This is a genomic window from Kiloniella antarctica (assembly GCF_042682825.1).
Lineage (GTDB): Bacteria > Pseudomonadota > Alphaproteobacteria > Kiloniellales > Kiloniellaceae > Kiloniella > Kiloniella antarctica.
This window is the reverse complement of record NZ_JBHUII010000001.1, coordinates 1,216,907-1,235,422: the sequence shown is the minus strand read 5'-3', so window position 1 is coordinate 1,235,422 and position 18,516 is coordinate 1,216,907. Positions and strand designations below refer to the sequence as shown.

Annotated in this window: 21 protein-coding genes; 17 read left to right on the top strand and 4 right to left on the bottom strand. The window is 44.1% G+C overall.

Annotated features, from left to right (window positions below; genetic code table 11):
• Positions 1 to 202: 202 nt before the first annotated feature.
• The 12 genes from ccmD to ACFSKO_RS05820 all read left to right on the top strand — a co-directional run bounded on the left by ccmD (position 203) and on the right by ACFSKO_RS05820 (position 10,820).
• Positions 203 to 397, top strand: coding sequence for a heme exporter protein CcmD (gene ccmD, locus ACFSKO_RS05875; RefSeq protein WP_380249365.1), 195 nt, complete (start codon positions 203 to 205; stop codon positions 395 to 397).
• Entirely contained in the window at positions 394 to 852 is a 459-nt protein-coding gene (ccmE, locus tag ACFSKO_RS05870) for a cytochrome c maturation protein CcmE (RefSeq protein ID WP_380249363.1), read from the top strand. The genes ccmD and ccmE overlap by 4 nt, the downstream gene beginning before the upstream one ends.
• A complete protein-coding gene (locus tag ACFSKO_RS05865; protein WP_380249361.1) occupies positions 849 to 2,834 on the top strand; it encodes a heme lyase CcmF/NrfE family subunit in 1,986 nt (661 codons plus the stop codon). Before ccmE ends, ACFSKO_RS05865 begins: the two co-directional genes overlap by 4 nt.
• Entirely contained in the window at positions 2,831 to 3,400 is a 570-nt protein-coding gene (locus ACFSKO_RS05860; protein ID WP_380249359.1) for a DsbE family thiol:disulfide interchange protein, read from the top strand. Before ACFSKO_RS05865 ends, ACFSKO_RS05860 begins: the two co-directional genes overlap by 4 nt.
• Before the next feature lie 20 nt (positions 3,401 to 3,420).
• Positions 3,421 to 3,936: a cytochrome c-type biogenesis protein gene (locus tag ACFSKO_RS05855; protein WP_380249357.1), complete on the top strand. Its 516-nt coding sequence runs from the start codon at positions 3,421 to 3,423 to the stop codon at positions 3,934 to 3,936.
• On the top strand, positions 3,933 to 5,180 hold the full coding sequence (gene ccmI / locus ACFSKO_RS05850; protein WP_380249355.1) for a c-type cytochrome biogenesis protein CcmI: 1,248 nt from the start codon (positions 3,933 to 3,935) through the stop codon (positions 5,178 to 5,180). The genes ACFSKO_RS05855 and ccmI overlap by 4 nt, the downstream gene beginning before the upstream one ends.
• A 157-nt stretch (positions 5,181 to 5,337) precedes the next feature.
• Positions 5,338 to 6,135, top strand: coding sequence for an ABC transporter ATP-binding protein (locus ACFSKO_RS05845; RefSeq protein WP_465262310.1), 798 nt, complete (start codon positions 5,338 to 5,340; stop codon positions 6,133 to 6,135).
• Positions 6,136 to 6,177: 42 nt separating this feature from the next.
• Complete coding sequence (locus tag ACFSKO_RS05840) at positions 6,178 to 6,939, top strand: ABC transporter substrate-binding protein (protein ID WP_380249353.1); 762 nt, start codon at positions 6,178 to 6,180, stop codon at positions 6,937 to 6,939.
• A 126-nt stretch (positions 6,940 to 7,065) separates the two neighbouring features.
• Positions 7,066 to 7,854, top strand: coding sequence for an ABC transporter permease (locus ACFSKO_RS05835; RefSeq protein WP_380249351.1), 789 nt, complete (start codon positions 7,066 to 7,068; stop codon positions 7,852 to 7,854).
• Positions 7,854 to 8,567: an ABC transporter permease gene (locus ACFSKO_RS05830; protein ID WP_380249350.1), complete on the top strand. Its 714-nt coding sequence runs from the start codon at positions 7,854 to 7,856 to the stop codon at positions 8,565 to 8,567. Before ACFSKO_RS05835 ends, ACFSKO_RS05830 begins: the two co-directional genes overlap by 1 nt.
• Positions 8,568 to 8,906: 339 nt before the next feature.
• Positions 8,907 to 9,506 (top strand): hypothetical protein, encoded by a 600-nt coding sequence (locus tag ACFSKO_RS05825; protein ID WP_380249348.1) that lies wholly within the window; start codon positions 8,907 to 8,909, stop codon positions 9,504 to 9,506.
• Between the two features lie 153 nt (positions 9,507 to 9,659).
• On the top strand, positions 9,660 to 10,820 hold the full coding sequence (locus ACFSKO_RS05820; protein WP_380249346.1) for a mechanosensitive ion channel family protein: 1,161 nt from the start codon (positions 9,660 to 9,662) through the stop codon (positions 10,818 to 10,820).
• Positions 10,821 to 10,893: 73 nt separating this feature from the next.
• Here the strand turns inward: ACFSKO_RS05820 and ACFSKO_RS05815 are convergent, their stop codons facing one another.
• Both ACFSKO_RS05815 and ACFSKO_RS05810 read right to left on the bottom strand, forming a co-directional pair.
• Positions 10,894 to 11,382, bottom strand: coding sequence for a CreA family protein (locus tag ACFSKO_RS05815; protein ID WP_380249344.1), 489 nt, complete (start codon positions 11,380 to 11,382; stop codon positions 10,894 to 10,896).
• 36 nt (positions 11,383 to 11,418) lie between these two features.
• On the bottom strand, positions 11,419 to 12,012 hold the full coding sequence (locus tag ACFSKO_RS05810) for a DNA-3-methyladenine glycosylase I (protein ID WP_380249342.1): 594 nt from the start codon (positions 12,010 to 12,012) through the stop codon (positions 11,419 to 11,421).
• Positions 12,013 to 12,193: 181 nt separating this feature from the next.
• On the opposite strand from ACFSKO_RS05810, the gene ACFSKO_RS05805 reads away from it, so the two are divergent.
• Positions 12,194 to 12,823, top strand: a complete 630-nt coding sequence (locus ACFSKO_RS05805) for a carbonic anhydrase (RefSeq protein ID WP_380249340.1) — start codon at positions 12,194 to 12,196, stop codon at positions 12,821 to 12,823.
• A gap of 110 nt (positions 12,824 to 12,933) precedes the next feature.
• A complete protein-coding gene (locus ACFSKO_RS05800; protein ID WP_380249338.1) occupies positions 12,934 to 13,326 on the top strand; it encodes a hypothetical protein in 393 nt (130 codons plus the stop codon).
• A 30-nt stretch (positions 13,327 to 13,356) separates the two neighbouring features.
• Here ACFSKO_RS05800 and rfaE1 read toward each other — a convergent pair whose 3' ends face one another.
• Both rfaE1 and ACFSKO_RS05790 read right to left on the bottom strand, forming a co-directional pair.
• On the bottom strand, positions 13,357 to 14,853 hold the full coding sequence (gene rfaE1 / locus ACFSKO_RS05795; RefSeq protein ID WP_380249336.1) for a D-glycero-beta-D-manno-heptose-7-phosphate kinase: 1,497 nt from the start codon (positions 14,851 to 14,853) through the stop codon (positions 13,357 to 13,359).
• A 134-nt stretch (positions 14,854 to 14,987) separates the two neighbouring features.
• Positions 14,988 to 15,911, bottom strand: a complete 924-nt coding sequence (locus ACFSKO_RS05790; protein ID WP_380249334.1) for a LysR substrate-binding domain-containing protein — start codon at positions 15,909 to 15,911, stop codon at positions 14,988 to 14,990.
• A 108-nt stretch (positions 15,912 to 16,019) separates the two neighbouring features.
• Between ACFSKO_RS05790 and ACFSKO_RS05785 the strand changes: the two genes are divergently transcribed.
• The 3 genes from ACFSKO_RS05785 to ACFSKO_RS05775 all read left to right on the top strand — a co-directional run bounded on the left by ACFSKO_RS05785 (position 16,020) and on the right by ACFSKO_RS05775 (position 18,487).
• The gene (locus ACFSKO_RS05785) at positions 16,020 to 16,448 is read left to right on the top strand and encodes a carboxymuconolactone decarboxylase family protein (RefSeq protein ID WP_380249332.1); all 429 of its coding nucleotides are present in this window, start codon (positions 16,020 to 16,022) and stop codon (positions 16,446 to 16,448) included.
• Between the two features lie 22 nt (positions 16,449 to 16,470).
• Positions 16,471 to 16,896, top strand: coding sequence for a cupin domain-containing protein (locus ACFSKO_RS05780; protein ID WP_380249330.1), 426 nt, complete (start codon positions 16,471 to 16,473; stop codon positions 16,894 to 16,896).
• Between the two features lie 271 nt (positions 16,897 to 17,167).
• Positions 17,168 to 18,487 (top strand): EAL domain-containing protein, encoded by a 1,320-nt coding sequence (locus tag ACFSKO_RS05775; protein WP_380249328.1) that lies wholly within the window; start codon positions 17,168 to 17,170, stop codon positions 18,485 to 18,487.
• Positions 18,488 to 18,516 lie beyond the last annotated feature (29 nt).

Genomic DNA, 18,516 nt, shown 5'->3' with positions numbered 1-18,516 from the left:
GCATCGATTTCGATCAAGAAAATTTGATCACAATTTGAAGTAAAAACCGAGAGCAATAGTGTGACATAATGCGCTAGTGTTTACGCGATACAATTTAGTTATCGTTATATGACGAGAATAAGTATTAACGAGCTTAAGCTGGGAACATGTTATCATCAATCTCGGCACAACTCTGGTTACGCAGGATAGTATGGATCAAGTAATGAACTTCTTCTCCATGGGAAACTATGGAGCTTACATTTGGACGGCGTATAGTCTGACCGCCGCCGTCATGCTGACCCTGCTTGTCACCACCTTACAACGTCTTCGCAAGAATCAAGCCGAGCTTTTGGAGCTTCAAAGCCAGCGAGAATCTTCAGGACAAAGTAACAATAAGGAAGAGACAGCCCGCCCATGACGCGGAAAAGCCGTAGAATGTATATAATCGTGGTCGCCTTTGCATTATTGGCCTCTGCGACAGCTTTAGTATTAACCGCTTTCGAAGATAATTTGGTTTATTTCTATAGCCCGAGCGATCTCAAAACCAAACAAGTAACAATTGGTCGCTCCCTACGTCTGGGTGGTTTGGTAGAAGAAGGCACTTTCGTCAAACTTGGCGATGGTTTGAACATACAGTTCTCCATTACGGATGGTGCCGAGAGCATCCCTGTTTCGTACAAAGGTATTCTTCCGGATCTCTTCCGTGAAGGTCAGGGAGTGATTACCGAGGGAAGCCTGAATGAAAAGGGTGAATTTATCGCCCATGAAGTCCTCGCCAAACACGACGAAAATTACATGCCTGCCGAAGTCATTGAAGCCTTGAAAGCATCTGGCGAGTGGCGCGGCGACGAGGAAGGTCAGGCAACAGAATGATTGCGGAACTTGGTCAGTATGCTCTTATCATGGCTTTATTGGCGGCCATCGCTCAATCAGTTCTCCCATTGATTGGCGCAGAAAAACTCGATAGCCGCCTCATGGCTTTTGGCAACCACGCGTCCATGATCCAGCTTCTATTTCTCGTCATGGCATTTGGATGTTTAACCCAGGCTTATATCGTATCCGACTTTACTCTCCTCAACGTTGTTGAGAACTCTCATTCGACCAAACCCCTCCTCTATAAAATCAGTGGTGTATGGGGTAATCATGAGGGTTCCATGTTGCTCTGGGTCCTCATCCTTGCAATCTTTGGCGCCGCAGTCGCCGCCTTTGGTCGCAACTTACCTGTCACGCTAAAGGCGCGTGTATTAGCCATTCAAGCCATGATCGGTGTAGGCTTTCTAACCTTTTTGATCTTTACATCTAATCCCTTTACCCGCCTTCTCGTTCCACCCGAAAACGGGCAAGATCTGAACCCGCTACTCCAAGACCCTGGTCTCGCGTTTCATCCCCCCATGCTATATGTGGGTTATGTAGGATTTTCAGTTGCCTTTTCCTTTGCAATTGCCGCCTTGATCGAGGGTAAGGTTGATGCAGCTTGGGCGCGTTGGGTACGCCCTTGGACGTTGACCGCCTGGATTTTCCTTACCGGAGGCATCGCACTGGGAAGCTGGTGGGCTTATTATGAACTAGGTTGGGGCGGTTGGTGGTTCTGGGACCCCGTCGAAAACGTATCTTTCATGCCATGGCTTATGGGAACAGCATTACTCCACTCTGCCATCGTCGTGGAAAAGCGAAACTCTTTGAAGGTTTGGACTATCCTGCTTGCGATTCTGACTTTCTCTCTTTCTCTTATTGGTACCTTTATCGTCCGTTCAGGCCTTTTGACCTCCGTACATGCCTTCGCCGTTAACCCTGAACGCGGAATTTTTATTCTCTTTTTATTAGCCATCGCTATTGGTGGATCGCTCACGCTCTTTGCCCTTCGTGCACCTGCGCTAAAGGCTGGAGGAATTTTCTCCCCGATCAGCAGAGAAGGCGGATTACTCCTGAACAACCTGCTGCTAAGCACCGCTTGTGCTACCGTCTTTTTGGGTACGCTCTATCCACTGTTTATGGAAGCATTGGGCGGTGGACGGGTCTCCATTGGACCACCATTTTATAATAAGACTTTTATTCCTGTAATGGTGCCGCTGTTCTTACTTGTATGTATAGGGGCACACCTGCCGTGGAAACGCGCAGATCTCCTTGGAGTTTTCAAGCGATTGAAATATGCCGGATTAGGATCACTACTTGCCCTGCTCCTTGCTTGGTACATATCCAATGGCGGTCCTCTTTTGGCTATTCTAGGTCTCGGCATGGCTGCATGGTTACTTTTGGGTACTCTCAGTGAATGGGCAGACCGGGTTAAACTGTTTAGAGTTCCCTTGGGCAAGAGCTGGCAACGAGCAAAGAATCTGCCCGGCTCCACTTGGGGCATGACCCTTGCCCACGGTGGCCTCGCCATCGCGATCGCCGGGATGATTTCTACGACAGCTTGGAAAGTGGAGGATGTCGCTGTTCTAAAGCCAGGAGAAACCATATCCGTTGCAGGCACTGATTATCGCTTTGATGGCGTTAAAGAAGTAACAGGCCCCAATTACACTGCGGTAGAAGGAACCTTTAACGTCAGCCAAAATGGCGTTTACATGGCTACGCTTAAACCAGAAAAGCGCCTCTACACCGTCAAACGTATGCCAACGACAGAGGCCGCCATATACTCGACCTTTATTGGGGATTATTACGCCGTAATTGGTGATTCGGACGGTTCCGGCGGCTGGACTGTTCGCATCTACCGCGAGCCTCTGGTTACCTGGATCTGGTTTGGATGTGGCCTCATGGTTTTTGGTGGCATATTATCTCTCGCAGATCGTCGACTACGTGTTGGCGCCCCAGCTGACAAACGTAAAAAACAAAAGATTAAAGAAGCACAAGCATGAGTGCGAAAAGAAAAATCATCTTTACCCTACCACTTCTGATTACAGTCGTGATTTTTGGATATTTTTTCTGGGCTTTAACCAAACCCGGACGGGATCCAAAAATACTGCCTTCGGTTTTGATCGACAAGCCGGCACCAACCTTCGATCTCGTTGCTTTAGAAGGACTCAATGTTCCAGGTTTCTCAAGACAGGATTTAACCAGCAATGGCAAAATTTCAGTGGTAAATATTTTTGCATCCTGGTGTATACCCTGCCTTGTCGAACATCCCGATATGGTGAAGTTGGGTCAAAGGAATGATATCAATCTATACGGTATCAACTATCGTGATAAACAAGAAGATGCCCTGAACTGGCTTAACAAAAATGGAAACCCCTATCATCGGATAGGACGAGATCCCAAAAGTCGCGCAGGTATTGATTGGGGCGTTTACGGCGTCCCCGAAACATTTATCGTCGATGCCTCCGGCACTATTCGTTACAAGCATGTAGGCCCCCTTAATCAAGGCGACCTAGAAGATACCATACTGCCGATAATAAATAGCCTACAGGCCCAGTCGTCGCAGTAATAAAGGAAGCACCTGAAAGCATGCGTGGCTTTACTCTTATAACACCCCTTTTCTTCGCCCTGATGATGGGCATCAGCCTTGTACAGGCTGTAGAACCCGATGAGGTCTTGGACGACCCTGTGCTTGAAGCAAGAGCACGCGAAATTTCAAAAGAAGTCCGATGCCTTGTTTGCCAAAACGAACCGATTGATTCTTCCAATGCAGATCTTGCCAAAGAACTGAGAATTGTCGTGCGAGAAAGGCTTGTTGCCGGAGACAGCGACGATGATGTGAAAAATTATTTATCATCTAGGTACGGGGATTTTGTGCTTTTCCGCCCTCCCTTTAAAACCTCTACCTTACTGCTTTGGTTCGGTCCTCTTTTAGTTCTCGTGATTGGTGTCGTTGGCATAACTTTCTTCTACCGAGGTAATCGCGGACTTAAAACCGCAACACCACTGAGTGCTGAAGAACAAGACAAACTCCAACAACTTCTTTTCGACACACAAGAATCTCCCCAAAAAGAAAAACCCCACAATAAGGGAAAGCCATTATGATTTTTTGGGTCCTCATTAGTCTTTTAACTGCACTTTCTCTCCTCGTCTTGCTCAAGCCTCTGTTAAACACGCCCAAAAGCGCGCCCGCCAATACTGCGGAATCAGATCTAGCCGTTTATAAGGATCAACTTTCAGAGATTGAACGAGATCTCAACGAAGGTAATTTAGGCGAATCACAGGCTGAAACTGCACGCATTGAAATTCAGCGCCGAATTTTGAACACCAGCCAAGAACAATCGTCTTCAACAAAGGGCATGCCTTTGTCATCTGCAGGTATAAAGGCGGTCGTTGGCCTGTTAACTTTAGCTTTCCCTCTTGGAGGTTTGGTTCTTTATCTCGAGCTTGGACAACCTGGAATGCCAAGCATGCCTCTGGCTGCAAGAGATATTGCTGCAGAACGTTCTGCCCTCGCGGAACAACAGAATACCTCAAGAAACGAAGAGATGATGGGACTGGCGCAAAAGCTGGAAGCCAGATTACACAATGACCCGACCAACCTTGAAGGTTGGATGCTACTCGGCAGTACATATGCTGAAATAGGCGCCTATTCAAAAGCTGAAAACTCTTTCCGACAAGCCATGGAAAACACCCCACCTTCCGCTATTGTCTATGGTGCCGTGGCTGAAATGATGGTTGCCAGAGCAGACGGCCAAGTCGCTCCTGAAGCACGCGCTTTGTTTCAAAAGACCCTCGACCTCAATCCCGAAGACCCAAGAGGACTTTTCTACAGCGGTCTAGCCCTGAGCCAAGTCGGCGAAAATGACGGCGCGCTCAAACTCTGGCTCAAATTACGACAATTAACTTTTGCCAATGATCCATGGCTTCAAGTCCTGGACACACAAATTAGCGATTTGGCCAGTAGGGTTAATAAAAGCCCATCCGAAATCATTGCTTCTAATCCAGCCAAAGCACCTCCTATCGTCCCTACTCAGGAGCAATCGAATCAGGAAATCCAACCACAGCCTGGCCCAACGGCAGAAGAGATGGCCAGTGCCGCAGAACTCAGTGCTGAAGATCGCAACGAAATGATTAATGGTATGGTCAATCGTTTGGCGGATAAACTCAACAAAAATCCTGATGATTTCAACGGTTGGCTGCAGCTGATTCGTTCCTACCATACTTTGGGGCGTGTTCAGGAAATTGCACCCGCTTTTGCGAATGCAGAGAATGCCGCATTACAACAACCTGACGTACAACAAGCTCAAGAACAAATCATCGCGTTGAAACAAGAACTTGGATTTTAGCAACCGCTTACATTTCATCTTTCCATTAAACATAGGCATTGCGATTTAGAGCGCCAACAAGTGTCTTCGTGTTATTTTTGCTTTTCATAATGAAAAAATCACACTAACTTCATTAGGAGGAAACATAGCATATAATTTAAAAATGAGGACATAACCTATGGCGTCAAACGCCGCGGCTATGGTGAACAATACACCTGCACTTGTTTGTGATGATATATACAAATCATTCGGCAACATTGAAGTCCTTAAGGGTGTTTCTCTGACCGCTCACCAAGGTGACGTTATTTCCATGTTGGGCTCCAGTGGCTCTGGGAAAAGCACCTTTTTGAGATGCATAAATTTGTTGGAGACTCCGAACTCCGGTAAAGTCACGGTTGGTGGTGAACTCATCAACATGAAGCTGACAAAATCCGGCGAATACACACCAACCGATCCAAAACAAATTGTCCGTATCCGGTCTAAGCTTTCGATGGTTTTTCAAGGATTTAACCTATGGGCACATATGACGGCGTTGGAAAACATCATCGAAGCACCCATCCATGTTCTTGGCCTCAGTAAAGCCGAGGCAACCGAACGTGCTAATGCGATGATGGAAAAAGTAGGTATTTACGAGCGCAAAGACTACTATCCTGCGCACATGTCTGGTGGACAGCAACAACGTGTCGCTATCGCGCGTGCTCTGGCAATGGATCCATCGGTCATGCTTTTTGACGAACCTACCTCGGCTCTGGACCCGGAATTGGTCGGAGAAGTTCTTAAGGTAATCCGGGATCTCGCTGAAGAAGGACGTACGATGATCGTGGTAACACACGAGATGGGATTTGCACGGGAAGTATCGAACAAAACACTATTCCTCCATCAAGGACAGATCGAGGAACAAGGAAATCCCAAGGAGATCTTTGCAAACCCTCAGTCCGAAAGATTTAAGCAATTTATCGCTGGAAACTTGAAGTAATAAAAAAAACAAAACCACAAAACTCAATTAGGGAGCTTATAAATGAAAAAAATTCTAATCACGGCTGTTGCAGCCGCTATGACTTTTACAGCAGGTTCTGTATCTGCTGAAGATCTACGCATCGGTGTAGAGGGTGCTTACCCTCCGTTCAGCAGTATTGACACAAACGGCAACGTCGTTGGTTTCGACATTGAAATCGCAAACGCCCTTTGCGAAGAAATGAAAGCAAACTGCACCATGGTCGTTCAAGACTGGGATGGCATTATTCCCGGCCTAGAAGCAAAAAAATATCACGCTATTATTGCTTCTATGTCCATTACGGATGAACGTAAGAAGAAAGTAGATTTCTCTGAAAAATACTACAATTCACCTGCTCGCTTCCTGCGTAAAAAAGGCTCCGGTATTGAAATCACTGCAGAGGGCATGAAGGGCAAATCCGTTGGCGTACAACGCGGGACCATCCATGACGTTTTCCTGACAGCAGAATTCCCAGAAGCTGAAATCAAACGCTACGGTACACAGGACGAGGCTTATCTTGATGTTGCAGCTGGTCGTGTAGATCTTCTAATCGCAGACTCCATTGCTATGGATGATGGTTTTGTCAAAACACCTGCAGGCAAAGATTTCGAACTATTTGGCCCTTCGTATAACGAACCAAAATACTTCGGCGTTGGTGCTGGCATTGCTGTTCGTAAAACCGACACAGATCTTCGTGATCGTTTCTCTGCTGCGATTAAAGCCATCCGTGCAAACGGTGTCTATAAAACGATCAACGATAAGTACTTTGACGTAGATATCTACTAGGATTTAGATGGCTTCTCCCATCAAAAAAATCTCAGTAAAACTCGAAAAGCACCACCAGAAATTATACTCTGGTGGTGCTTTTTATAAAAGCTTGATCCAAACAGGCTATACGACCGGAATTTAAAAATGATTGATCTTGGTGGCTACGGCTTCAGTATCCTTGTATCAGGTGCCAGCATTACAGTTTCTGTTGCGATCTCTTCTCTTGTGATCGCCTGCATACTCGGCATGATGTCCGCATTAGCAAAATTATCAAAAAGCCCTGTGGCCCGTGCATTGTCGACTTGTTACACGACGGTTATTCGTGGCGTACCTGATTTGGTTTTGATGCTTTTGATTTTCTTTGGCGGCCAAGTCTTCATTAACAATCTTCCCGACAATCTTTTAAGCCTAACGTCAATGCTCGGTGATTTACCGGGAATAAAAGGAAATTTAGTAGATAACGGTGAGCACTTAAAAATCTTGGCCCAACCTTATTTTGATTGGGGCTACATTGACATTAATCCATTTATAGCAGGCGTCATTACTGTTGGATTTATCTTTGGGGCCTACATGGGCGAGACCTTCAGAGGCGCCATCCTCGCCGTTGATAGAGGCATGCTCGAGGCCGGCACCGCTTACGGCATGACCAAGTTCCAAATCACAAGACGTATACTCTTCCCCCAAATGGTCCGCCATGCTCTTCCTGGCTTTGGTAACAACTGGCTGGTTCTCATGAAGGCAACAGCCATTGTCTCTATTATCGGCTTGGAAGATATGGTTCGAAAAGCGGGCCTTGCGGCTGGTGCAACGCGTCAGCCTTTCAAGTTTTACTTAACAGCTGCAGTAGCATTTCTGCTCTTTACTACAATTTCGATTTGGCTACAACGAATGGCTGAGAAGAAGTATTCAGTTGGCGTAAGGAGTGCTCTCTAATGGATTTTGAAATCATTTGGAACGAGCTTCCCCTTTATTTTGACGGGCTTCTCTTAACTGTACAACTTGTTCCACTCGCCCTTGCTATTGGATTTGTACTCGCTGTACCGCTCGCGATTATGCGGCTTTCAAAAAATCCTCTTATCAATTATCCAGTATTTGCTTTTACCTATGCTTTCAGAGGTACGCCCTTAATTGTACAGCTTTTTTTACTCTACTACGGAGTTGGACAATTTGAAGGCTACAGTGAGCTCGCGAAGGAATATTCATTTCTAAAAGGGGCATACTTTTTTGCACTCGCAGGCTTCACTTTAAATACAGCAGCTTACACGACGGAAATTTTTCGTGGTGCAATGGCACAAACATCCTTTGGAGAAGTTGAGGCAGCAAAAGCCTGCGGGATGAGCCAAAGTTTGATATTTAGACGTATCATTATCCCAAGTGCGTTACGTAGAGCTCTGCCTGCATATTCAAACGAAGTTATATTCATGCTACACGGTAGTGCCCTTGCAAGTACAATAACGCTCGTTGATTTAACCGGGGCTGCAAGAATTGTCATGTCTCGGTACTACGCGCCTTACGAAGCCTTTATCACCGCTGGCGTTTTCTACTTCTTTTTGACCTTTGCTTTCATATGGGCGTTTCGTCTGGTTGAAAAGCGGTACAACAAGCACCTCAACCGACGGGAAGAAACAGTCCAAGTTGTGACCTGATCTACACAATAATCTGAACAAAAGGGAGGATTGGCAATGCTGGTCCTCTTTTTTTGCTTTATCTATAAAATATTAAATAGTGAAAAGCACACCCGTAAAGCGACTTTGTAATATCAACATCTACCTATAGGGACACCCCAACTCAAAAGCGATAGGTACATTTACTAAATTGCGGTTTGGTTTAAGACATTGTTTACCTAACCCCATGTTATCATCATGGAACTCAACCGCATTAGATCCTTATTTATACAAGATTAATGGTTAATTCGTATACTCAGTAACGAATAAGAGAAAGTACCTTAAATTTTAATGATAGTTAATGAGGAACTTGCCATAGATATGAATGTTAGCAAAGTCGATCTCGATAGTATCAGGGCCCAACTTCCTGGTTCTAACATTGACGAAAAATCCTTATTAGCGACGGATTACCTCAATCATTTAAATGAAGCTGTTATGATGCTTGAGATGGTCCCCGACATGCCCGATCTTTTTGAAGAAGTATTGGCGTGGCAGCCCAAAACATATCAACAACATTTTCTCGACAGTAGCTTTCAGGCAAAAGAACTTGCCGTTTCGGCTTATGAAGCTGCCCTTCCAGAATTTCGTCAACCTTTCGATAAAGCCGTCGATATGGCGAACAAAGGGATCATGGATAGTAGAGACGCAATCGAACAAGCACTGGCTGCTGGTGACCATGTATCTATTGCTGCACTGGTTCCCGATGCTTCCACTCATATTCGTCATATGATCGATATTGCAAGTGCCGTCATACACGGTAACCCCAAGGTATTGTCTCCCGAAAAAGCCGTTGAAATAGAGATGGACTGGCAGGCAACTCTCTCTGGTAACATGATGGCTGGCGGTATGGCCGTCGAGGAAGAAGAGGCCCTTGATGCAGAAGCTATGGGTCAAGACGATATCGACGCTCTCTTCGATTAACCCTCGGCTTTTTTTACGATTTTTCACATAAATCTACAAACGCCTGCATCCTGCGAAATCTATTCCTATTCATAATTAGAAAAATCCAACCCACAGTCTTGACGTCACCTCTTTCCCTCAGCACACTCCCCGCGCGTGTTAAGAGGAGAACTCATGCAAGATTTATCTCAATTTTGGGACATCACAGTCGAAGTTTGGTCCAAGGGTGTTTTTGGCATTGATATCGGACAAATATTAACGGCCATCGTTATTTTTATAGGCTTCATGGTCATTCGGGGTCTTTTTTCTCGCTTGGTGATCAATCGCCTAAAAGCGATAGCAAGCCGAACTAAAAACTCAGTGGATGACAAGGCACTCGAGGCCCTAGAAGGCCCTATACGCATGATCCCTGTCGCTCTCGGGGTGTTTTTATCACTCGATTATCTCAATCTCGACGGTGAAGCCGCGAAACTAGGTAGTAATTTTGTTCGCTCCCTCATCGCTTACACTCTTTTCTACGCTGTCTATAAGCTTATAGATCCCCTCGACTTTCTCCTGCACCGCTTTACCACTGTTCTTACCAGTATCATGGTTGATTGGATCATCAAGGCTCTCAAGATCATTGTCGTTCTTTTGGGAATTGCCAGTATTCTTGAACTTTGGGGCATCAACGTCGGAGCCATTATTGCAGGTCTTGGCCTCTTTGGTGTCGCAGTTGCTCTTGGCGCTCAGGATTTATTTAAAAACCTCATCGCCGGTATACTCATCATTGCTGAAAAGCGCTTTAGCCGGGGAGATTGGGTCAGTATCGAAGGCGTTGTTGAAGGTACCGTTGAAGATATTGGTTTTCGCTCAACGAGAATCAGACGCTTTGACAAAGCACCGGTCTACGTTCCGAACGCAAAACTTGCAGACAATGCTGTTATCAATTTTTCAAAAATGACCAACCGCAGAATTTACTGGAAAATTGGCCTTGAATACGACACGACCAGCGTGCAATTGAGGCAAGTCGTCAAAGAGATCAAAGATCACATTCGCAACAATCCTGATTTTGAAACAGACGATACCCGCGCAACAACTCTGGTCAACGTGGATAGCTTCAACAGTTCTTCTATTGATATCATGATTTATTGCTTCACAAAGACCACAAACTGGGGCATTTGGATGAACATAAAAGAAGATTTTGCTCTTACTTTAAAGGAAATCGTTGAGAACAACGGCACGGCCTTTGCCTTCCCGACCTCGACCCTTCATGTCGCATCTTTACCGGAAGCCCCGGCACAAATTGGCAACCTACCAGGACTGACTCCGGAGATGCCTTTAAACAAAACTTAGCCCTTTCTTTTTGTAAGGCGAGATGTAAAAAGAGCCCTCAAAATAGGGCTCTTTTATTATAAACATCTTATTTTTACCCCTCGGACCAAGGCATAATAGGTACCGAAGTAATAGAGTTCTTTGGGCTTCCTTCGATCAACCTGTCGCTATAGACCAGATAAACGAGAACATTACGCTTTTTGTCAAAAAAGCGCACAACCTGCATAGATTTGAAAACAAGAGATGTTCGTTGCGTAAAGACTTCTTCTCCATCCTTGAGCTCTTCTCTAAATTTAATAGGTCCAATTTGGCGGCAAGCTATAGAAGCATCCGTCGTATCTTCAGCGAGACCAACTGCTCCTGAAATTCCTCCAGTTTTAGCTCGACTTAGATGACAAGAAACTCCTTCAACCTTGGGATCATCAAAGGCTTCAATTATAATTTTATGGTTAGGGCCGACCCACTTAAACACGGTATCGACCGAGCCAATTATTTCTGCTGAAAGCGGCGTACTGAAAAGAATAACGAAACAAAAAAACGGAGTCAGTTTTTTTGATATTATTTTTGAAAAAATTCGAGACATCATAACCTCATAAATAAAACATTTTGGGATAAATAATTACGCGCGCGGAGAGATTTCCTCATGACGGAAACACCCCGTCACATGGTCATTGACCATTCCGCAGGCTTGCATATAAGCATAACAAATGGTCGGGCCAACAAATTTAAACCCCTTCTTTTTTAATAATTTAGATAGTTCTTCAGATTCAGCCGTCGAAGTCGGGGTCTCATTTAAATCATTCCACCTGTTGATAATCGTCTTTCCCGCCACAACGGACCAAATAAGATCACAGAAAGCACCTTCTCCCGCTTTCATGATTTCAACCCAGGCATTGGCGTTTGAGATTACGGATTTTATTTTTAAACGATTTCTGATAATTCCTTCATCGCTCATCAAGCGCTCAACATCATGATCTGTAAGCTCAATAATCGCGTAAGGATCAAATTTTTTAAAGGCTGCTCGATAATTCTCGCGTTTACGTAAAATTGTGATCCAAGATAATCCGGCTTGCGCCCCTTCCAAAATCAACATTTCAAAAAGCTCGCGATCATCCGTTACGGGCACACCCCATTCTTGATCATGATAATCAAGATAGAGTGTTTCGTCGCTAACCCAAGCGCATCGGACGGATTCTTCAGATATTTTTCCCAAAATTCGATCCTCTTACTCTTATTATCGTTACTCTGGTTAAAGAGGTATTATTATCTTAGCCTTATAATTTACACACGCTTTTGCTATTGTCTTTAGGTTTACAAGATATTGATAACCAGATAATCAATTCCTACTTAGGATCAGAACCCAAATCATACTGGTAAGATATATAGGACGGTAAATGAGCGAAATCAATTCACTGATTAAGGGGTATCACGCATACCACACCGTAGACTATCGTCGTGATGAAGCGTTGCTGCGTTCCCTCGCTGAAAAGGGACAGTCCCCAAAAGCTATGGTGATCAGTTGTTGTGATTCGCGTGTTGAGCCCTCAGCAGTCCTCGGCACAATACCGGGTGATTTGTTTATGGTTCGAAACGTCGCAAACCTTGTGCCTCCCTTTGCTGCGGATAGTAAACACCACGGTACATCTGCTGCCTTGGAATATGCGATTGATAAGCTCGAAATTCCCAATATCATCATTTTGGGTCACGCCATGTGCGGGGGTATCAAAGCCCTAATTGACGGTTCTGTTGATACTGAAGACGATAGTCTTTTTATCTCAAACTGGATGGCAATTGCCAAAGATGCAAAGAACAATGCCACTTGTTGTAAGGGTGACAAGATCGAGTTTCAACGTCACGTTGAACAAGCTTCAATCCTTAATTCATTAAAAAACCTTATGACTTTTCCTTTTATCAAAGAACGAGTTGAAAAAGGATCTCTTGAGTTACATGGCTGGTATTTTGATTTCTCTTCAGGAGAATTATTTGGCTACAATAAAAAAGAAGATATTTTCGAGAACTTATAAAAACGTTTAAATGATTCTAAACGTTAACCTTTAATCAAATTTATCGAGTCATTATCATCCTCAATAAAAATAACTTTGGGGGTAGTGCGTTTGCGCGTACTACAGGGATTATGGCACTCGCGGAATTAGATGAAAGAAAAGGCGCATCAACTAAGGCAGCCTTTAAGGACGACAAAAAAATCTCTACAGATCTTTTTATAAAGCATTATTTTGAAAGGATTTCGCCTGAAGTTGCTGCAACTTTTACTGATGACCAGAAGCACGCCATCAAACAAATGTTTGGAGCACGAGGATATGCTAAACACCCTGTCGAAATCAGACGCTCCATTCCTTTTGGACGGAACAGATTTTATTTGATTTTCCTCCTCGGTCGTGAGCGCCGGGCGTATGATCGACTAAAAACAGAAGGACAAGCCTCAGGCTACGTCGCTTATGCGCTTGCCAGTGCTTTTTGGCTTGCACCAGCCATCATGCTCGCAGTAATCATTCATTTCCTGAACTAATTAGACCTGTTGTTATCTCAAGAAATTGAACTAGAGTTTACTTTTGTGAATACGCGCAACTGTATTCGTTGTTGAGAACCCATCTTCGATATTTGCCAATATGACTTTACCACCATTTTTAATAACGATGTCCCCGCCAATAACCTGATCGATGGTATAATCTGCGCCCTTAACAAGTACGTCCGGTAAAATCGCTTTGATTAACGACAACGGCGTGTCCTCATCAAACAATACAACCTGGTCAACAATTTCAAGAGCCGCAAGTACTGTTGCTCGCGCCATCTCATTTTGAATGGGGCGCGTTTCTCCTTTGTATCTCTTCACAGAAGCATCAGTATTTAAACCTACAATCAAACGATCACAGGCCGATTTCGATTGTTGCAAAGATGAAATATGTCCCGGATGCAAAAGGTCAAAACTTCCATTAGTAAAACCGATTTTATAACCTGCTTTGCGCCATTGTCCAACGCGGTGAAGTACCGTTTCCAGTTCTGCGATCTTTCCTTGTGTAGAAAGACCGTTACGCGCAAGTAAAGCCTGCCTGATCTCGCTACCATAGGCCACAGCAGTCCCGGTCTTACCAACAACAATCCCCGCAGCCACATTTGCAAGAAAGGCTGCCCGAGTTAAATCCAACCCAGCAGCAAGGGCAGCGCCCAAGACAGCAACAACGGTATCTCCTGCCCCTGACACATCAAAGACTTCTCTTGCCTCGGCATCCAAATGTTCGACAAGCCCATCATCCGTGACCAAGGTCATACCCTCCTCACTCCGTGTGGCAAGAACACCCTTGATACCGCAGGTATCAATCAGATAACGGCATGCTGCAATCACCGCATTATCGCCATCAACCGACATCCCTGTTGCTTCATGTAATTCGCGTCGGTTCGGCGTTACAATGGATACCCCTCGGTAGATACTATAATCCCGCCCTTTGGGGTCCGCGATAATATGACACCCTGCCTTTACCCCAACTTGAATGACCTTCTCTAGAGCGTCTGGAGTAAGGACTCCTTTGCCATAGTCCGATAAGATCAACACCGGCACCTGTGATACCGCTTTATCTATCTTGGTAACGACTGCCTTACAGGTCTCTGCATGAAGTGGTGCACTCATTTCTCTGTCAGCACGGAGTAGCTGTTGGTTACTTGCAACAAATCGTTCTTTTATAGTCGTTTGGCGACCTTTTTCGATTACGAGATCTTTGGAAACACCACCAGTCTCGGCCTCAACAAGTTTACGGACTTCCCGGCCAACTTCATCATCGCCCACAACAGCAACAAATTGAGCCGTCGCCCCCACAGCAGCAAGATTGCGTAAAACATTACCCGATCCTCCCAACATAGAGACTTGTCGATCAATTTTTAAAACCGGGATAGGACCTTCAGGTGAAATTCTCTCAACATGACCATATATAAAGCGATCTAACATCAGATCACCTACGGTCAGGACATTGGCACCTGCCAGATCATCCACGCGTGCAACAAGATCAAGAAGGTCAACAGAAGAAGGTGTATGTAAAGTCATTAAAGTTATAACCAGTTTTCAAATTTATGCGTCTCTTTTGTGCAATCAAATGACTTATTGAGCAAGGGTTTTGCGGATCAAAGTCATATTTCTGATACTGCTACTTCAAAAAAATTATCACTCCGACTCTCACGCTATAAATTATGAAATGAATTATGACAGTTGAAAACATTATGTTCTTCTAAAAATTTGAGAAATAAGCGAATAGAGCGAACACTCGCCCCTTCAGAATAATAAACTGCATATATTGGTGTCGGATGGTATTCCGTTTGCTCTTTAAGAACGGGCGTTAACTCTCCGCGCTCTAATTCCCCTATCACCGTAAACTTCGATAAACAGACAATACCATTATCAAAGACAGCAAGCATCTTAAGCGCTTCACCACTATTTGCAGACATGCTGGGCTTGATTGAAACCCACTCCCCGGTTTTTGTTTTTAGTGGCCAAGTATTCAGGTTCTTTGGATGAGAGAACCCTAAGCAACTGTGCAGATTTAAATCATCCACGCAGGTAAGCTCTCCGTTCTGCTCCAAATAACGAGGTGAGGCATAAAGACCTCTGTTTACAAATCCTATTTTTTTAGCCTTTAAAGAGGAATCCTTTAAATTTCCCATCCGAATGGCAACATCAACCTTATCTTCAATCAAATCAGAAATGGCCTCGTTACTCTGAAGATTTATTTCAATTTTTGGGTAACGTTCAACAAATTCAGAAATGATCGGAGCTATTCCGTGCAAGATAAAAGGTGTTGCGGCATCAACCGTCAACACCCCTTCTGGCTCAACTTCCCCATTGCGAAAATGGTGATAAATTTGATCCAAATTCTCGACGGTCTTTGTGGCTTGCGTTAACAGCCACTGCCCCTCACTTGTGATAAGAATTTTACGCGTTGTGCGGCTAAATAGTGTTGTTTGTAATCTATTTTCAAGATTCTTAATGCTTCTACTCACCACCGGTGGAGCGATATCCAAACGATTTGCCGCTGCGACAAAGCTCCCAGCTTCAGCAACCGCAATAAAAACTTTCAATTCATCTAATTTGATCATAACAAAAATCACATTAATACAAATATATTAACAATAAGGTATCAAATAATACATTTTTGATAACAATCAAGATCTTTAAGTAATCTCTGTTGTTACAAGCCCTATTTGGAGATTTTAGATATGAACAGAATTAAAATTCACGAACTTCAACCCGCCGCCTATGAAGCAATGTTTGGACTGGAAAAGTATCTCGGCACCACCGATTTACCTGGCCAATTGGTAGAAATGATTAAAACACGCGCCTCTCAAATAAATGGCTGCGCTTATTGCATTCAAATGCATTCTAAAGCCGCGCAAAAATTAAACGAGACCACTGAGCGTCTTCTCGCCCTTTCTGGATGGAAAGAATCCCCTTTGTTTACAGCACAAGAACGCTCGGTTCTGGCGCTGACCGAAGAGGTTACACGAATATCAAATCACGGTGTCAGTGATGTGGTTTATGAAGAAGTTTCGAAACATTTTACAGAAGTACAGATGGCTCAATTGATTATGGTCATCACCGGCATTAATGCATGGAACCGCATTGCTATCGCGACACAGGCCCAATAAATTCACCCGAGAAAGACACGCCATGCGATCTCTACTTATATTGTTAACCACGGTTCTCATTTTTATGGCTGAGTTGGCACCAAACACCACGATGGCACATGGAAATGATAATAAAAACCGTCGCCAATTATTGTTGAAAGAAACGCTTACCAATGTTCCCGGTCACAACCTGACAGCCATTACTGTCGAGCTTGCCCCAGGCAATGTTTCTCCAGCACACGAACATAACGGCTTTGTATTCGTTTATGTCCTATCGGGTAAAGTGCGAAGTCAACTTGGCAATGCTCAAGCTGTCGACTACGTCACAGGTGACAGTTGGGTTGAGCCCCCTGGCGTCGTACATACCTTAACCCAAAATCTCAGTGATAAAGAAGTCGCCAAATTACTGGCTGTATTCGTGCATAAAAGTGGATCCAAGCTCACAACCTCGGGAGAAATTGAGCAGTAAAAATGAGCCTCCCCTTATTATTACCGCCTCAAGAATCATTCTTGAGGCGGTTTTTATTTAAAAGAAATCAAATCGCTTCAAATATTGAATATCGAAAAAAGCACCCGTGATATTAAAAAGACAATATTTTCAAACTATTAAGTCCTGATTACAAAAAAATGACTACATAGGTTTGAACAAAAAAAATTAAGGTTAACGAACTTTGAAGACTCTTCTCTGTATTAATGATACATGCAATAGTTCAATTAAGGACGTAGTGTAGCCCACTCTCATGAATAATTCTTTTTCAAGCAGTTCTCCCGATGGCCAGTTCAATCAAGAAAAGGTCTTCCTCGATTTTGTAAAACGTATAGGAAAACAAACTGAGGGCCGTACGGCTGTTCATGTTCACCTTTCACGATTACGCCCATACCATCAAAGAGATCATCATTTACGTATTGCTCAAAATGCGTGCGAAGAACTCATTTCACGATTTTCAGGCACACTTTTTCGTCTTTATAACAATGACATCGTTCTCTTTACCACCAATGCCACTGTCGCACAGATTGATGAAACTATATTGCGACTTAGATACCTCTTCAGTGATGACCCCATGCTTGCAGGGGACTATAATCTGGATTCAGACCAATTCTGTTCGTGGTATGACATTGATCGACAGTATGCAGATGTCATTGCGCTCGCGATCCAAAAAAATGAAGAACTGGAAACTCATCTAAGACGAGAAAAAGCCGAGGCAATAGCAACACTTAGTGGGAAACCCCCGGAAAAACCAACTATTCCTCTAATGCCATCTCATTTGGCTGTCGTCACCAAAGCTATTGACCAGGCTGATCTATCAAGCCTGATGAAGCGACAAGCGATCTATTTGGTAAATGAAGGACAAAAACCTGAAGCACTTTTTAAAGAGCTCTTTTTCTCGATTGATCAGCTACAAAAAACAATCCTCCCCACACATAATTTATTATCAAACCGCTGGTTGTTTCAAGATTTAACCAGATATCTTGATAAAAGAATGCTCGTAATCTTACGACAAAATGATGATTCCACTCTTTCGCGTTCCTATAGCCTGAATTTGAATGTTGCAACGTCATTATCAGATGAATTTTTAAAGTTAGATCAGGCACTTGGAGACTCTGCGAGAAGATCAATCGTTATAGAGTTCCAACTTCTTGATGTCTTTGCTGATGTCGGCAGCTTCACTTTCGCCCGCGATTTTTTAAAAGAACGTGGTTATAAAATTTGTCTCGATGGAATTACACACTTGTCGTTGCCCATGATTGATCGCCGTAAAATGGGGTTTGATCTCGTAAAGTTGCAATGGAACCAAGATTTAACAAAGTTCTTAAGCACTGCGCGTGGAGAAGAGATCCGAACAACTGTCAAAAATGTGGACCCCAACCGCATGATCCTCTGCCACTGTGGAGCAGAAGAAGCTATCGCGACAGGCCGAGATCTTGGTATAAAATTGATGCAAGGTTTTTACATTGATCAATTTGTTAGAGGCTGGAAACGTACCACCTCAGAAGAATCACAGAACCTCGCAAACGCAATGGGTCGACATAGAGCCGAGGCCGATCACACTCCTGAATAATACCAGGAACAAAGATATCTTTTCAAACC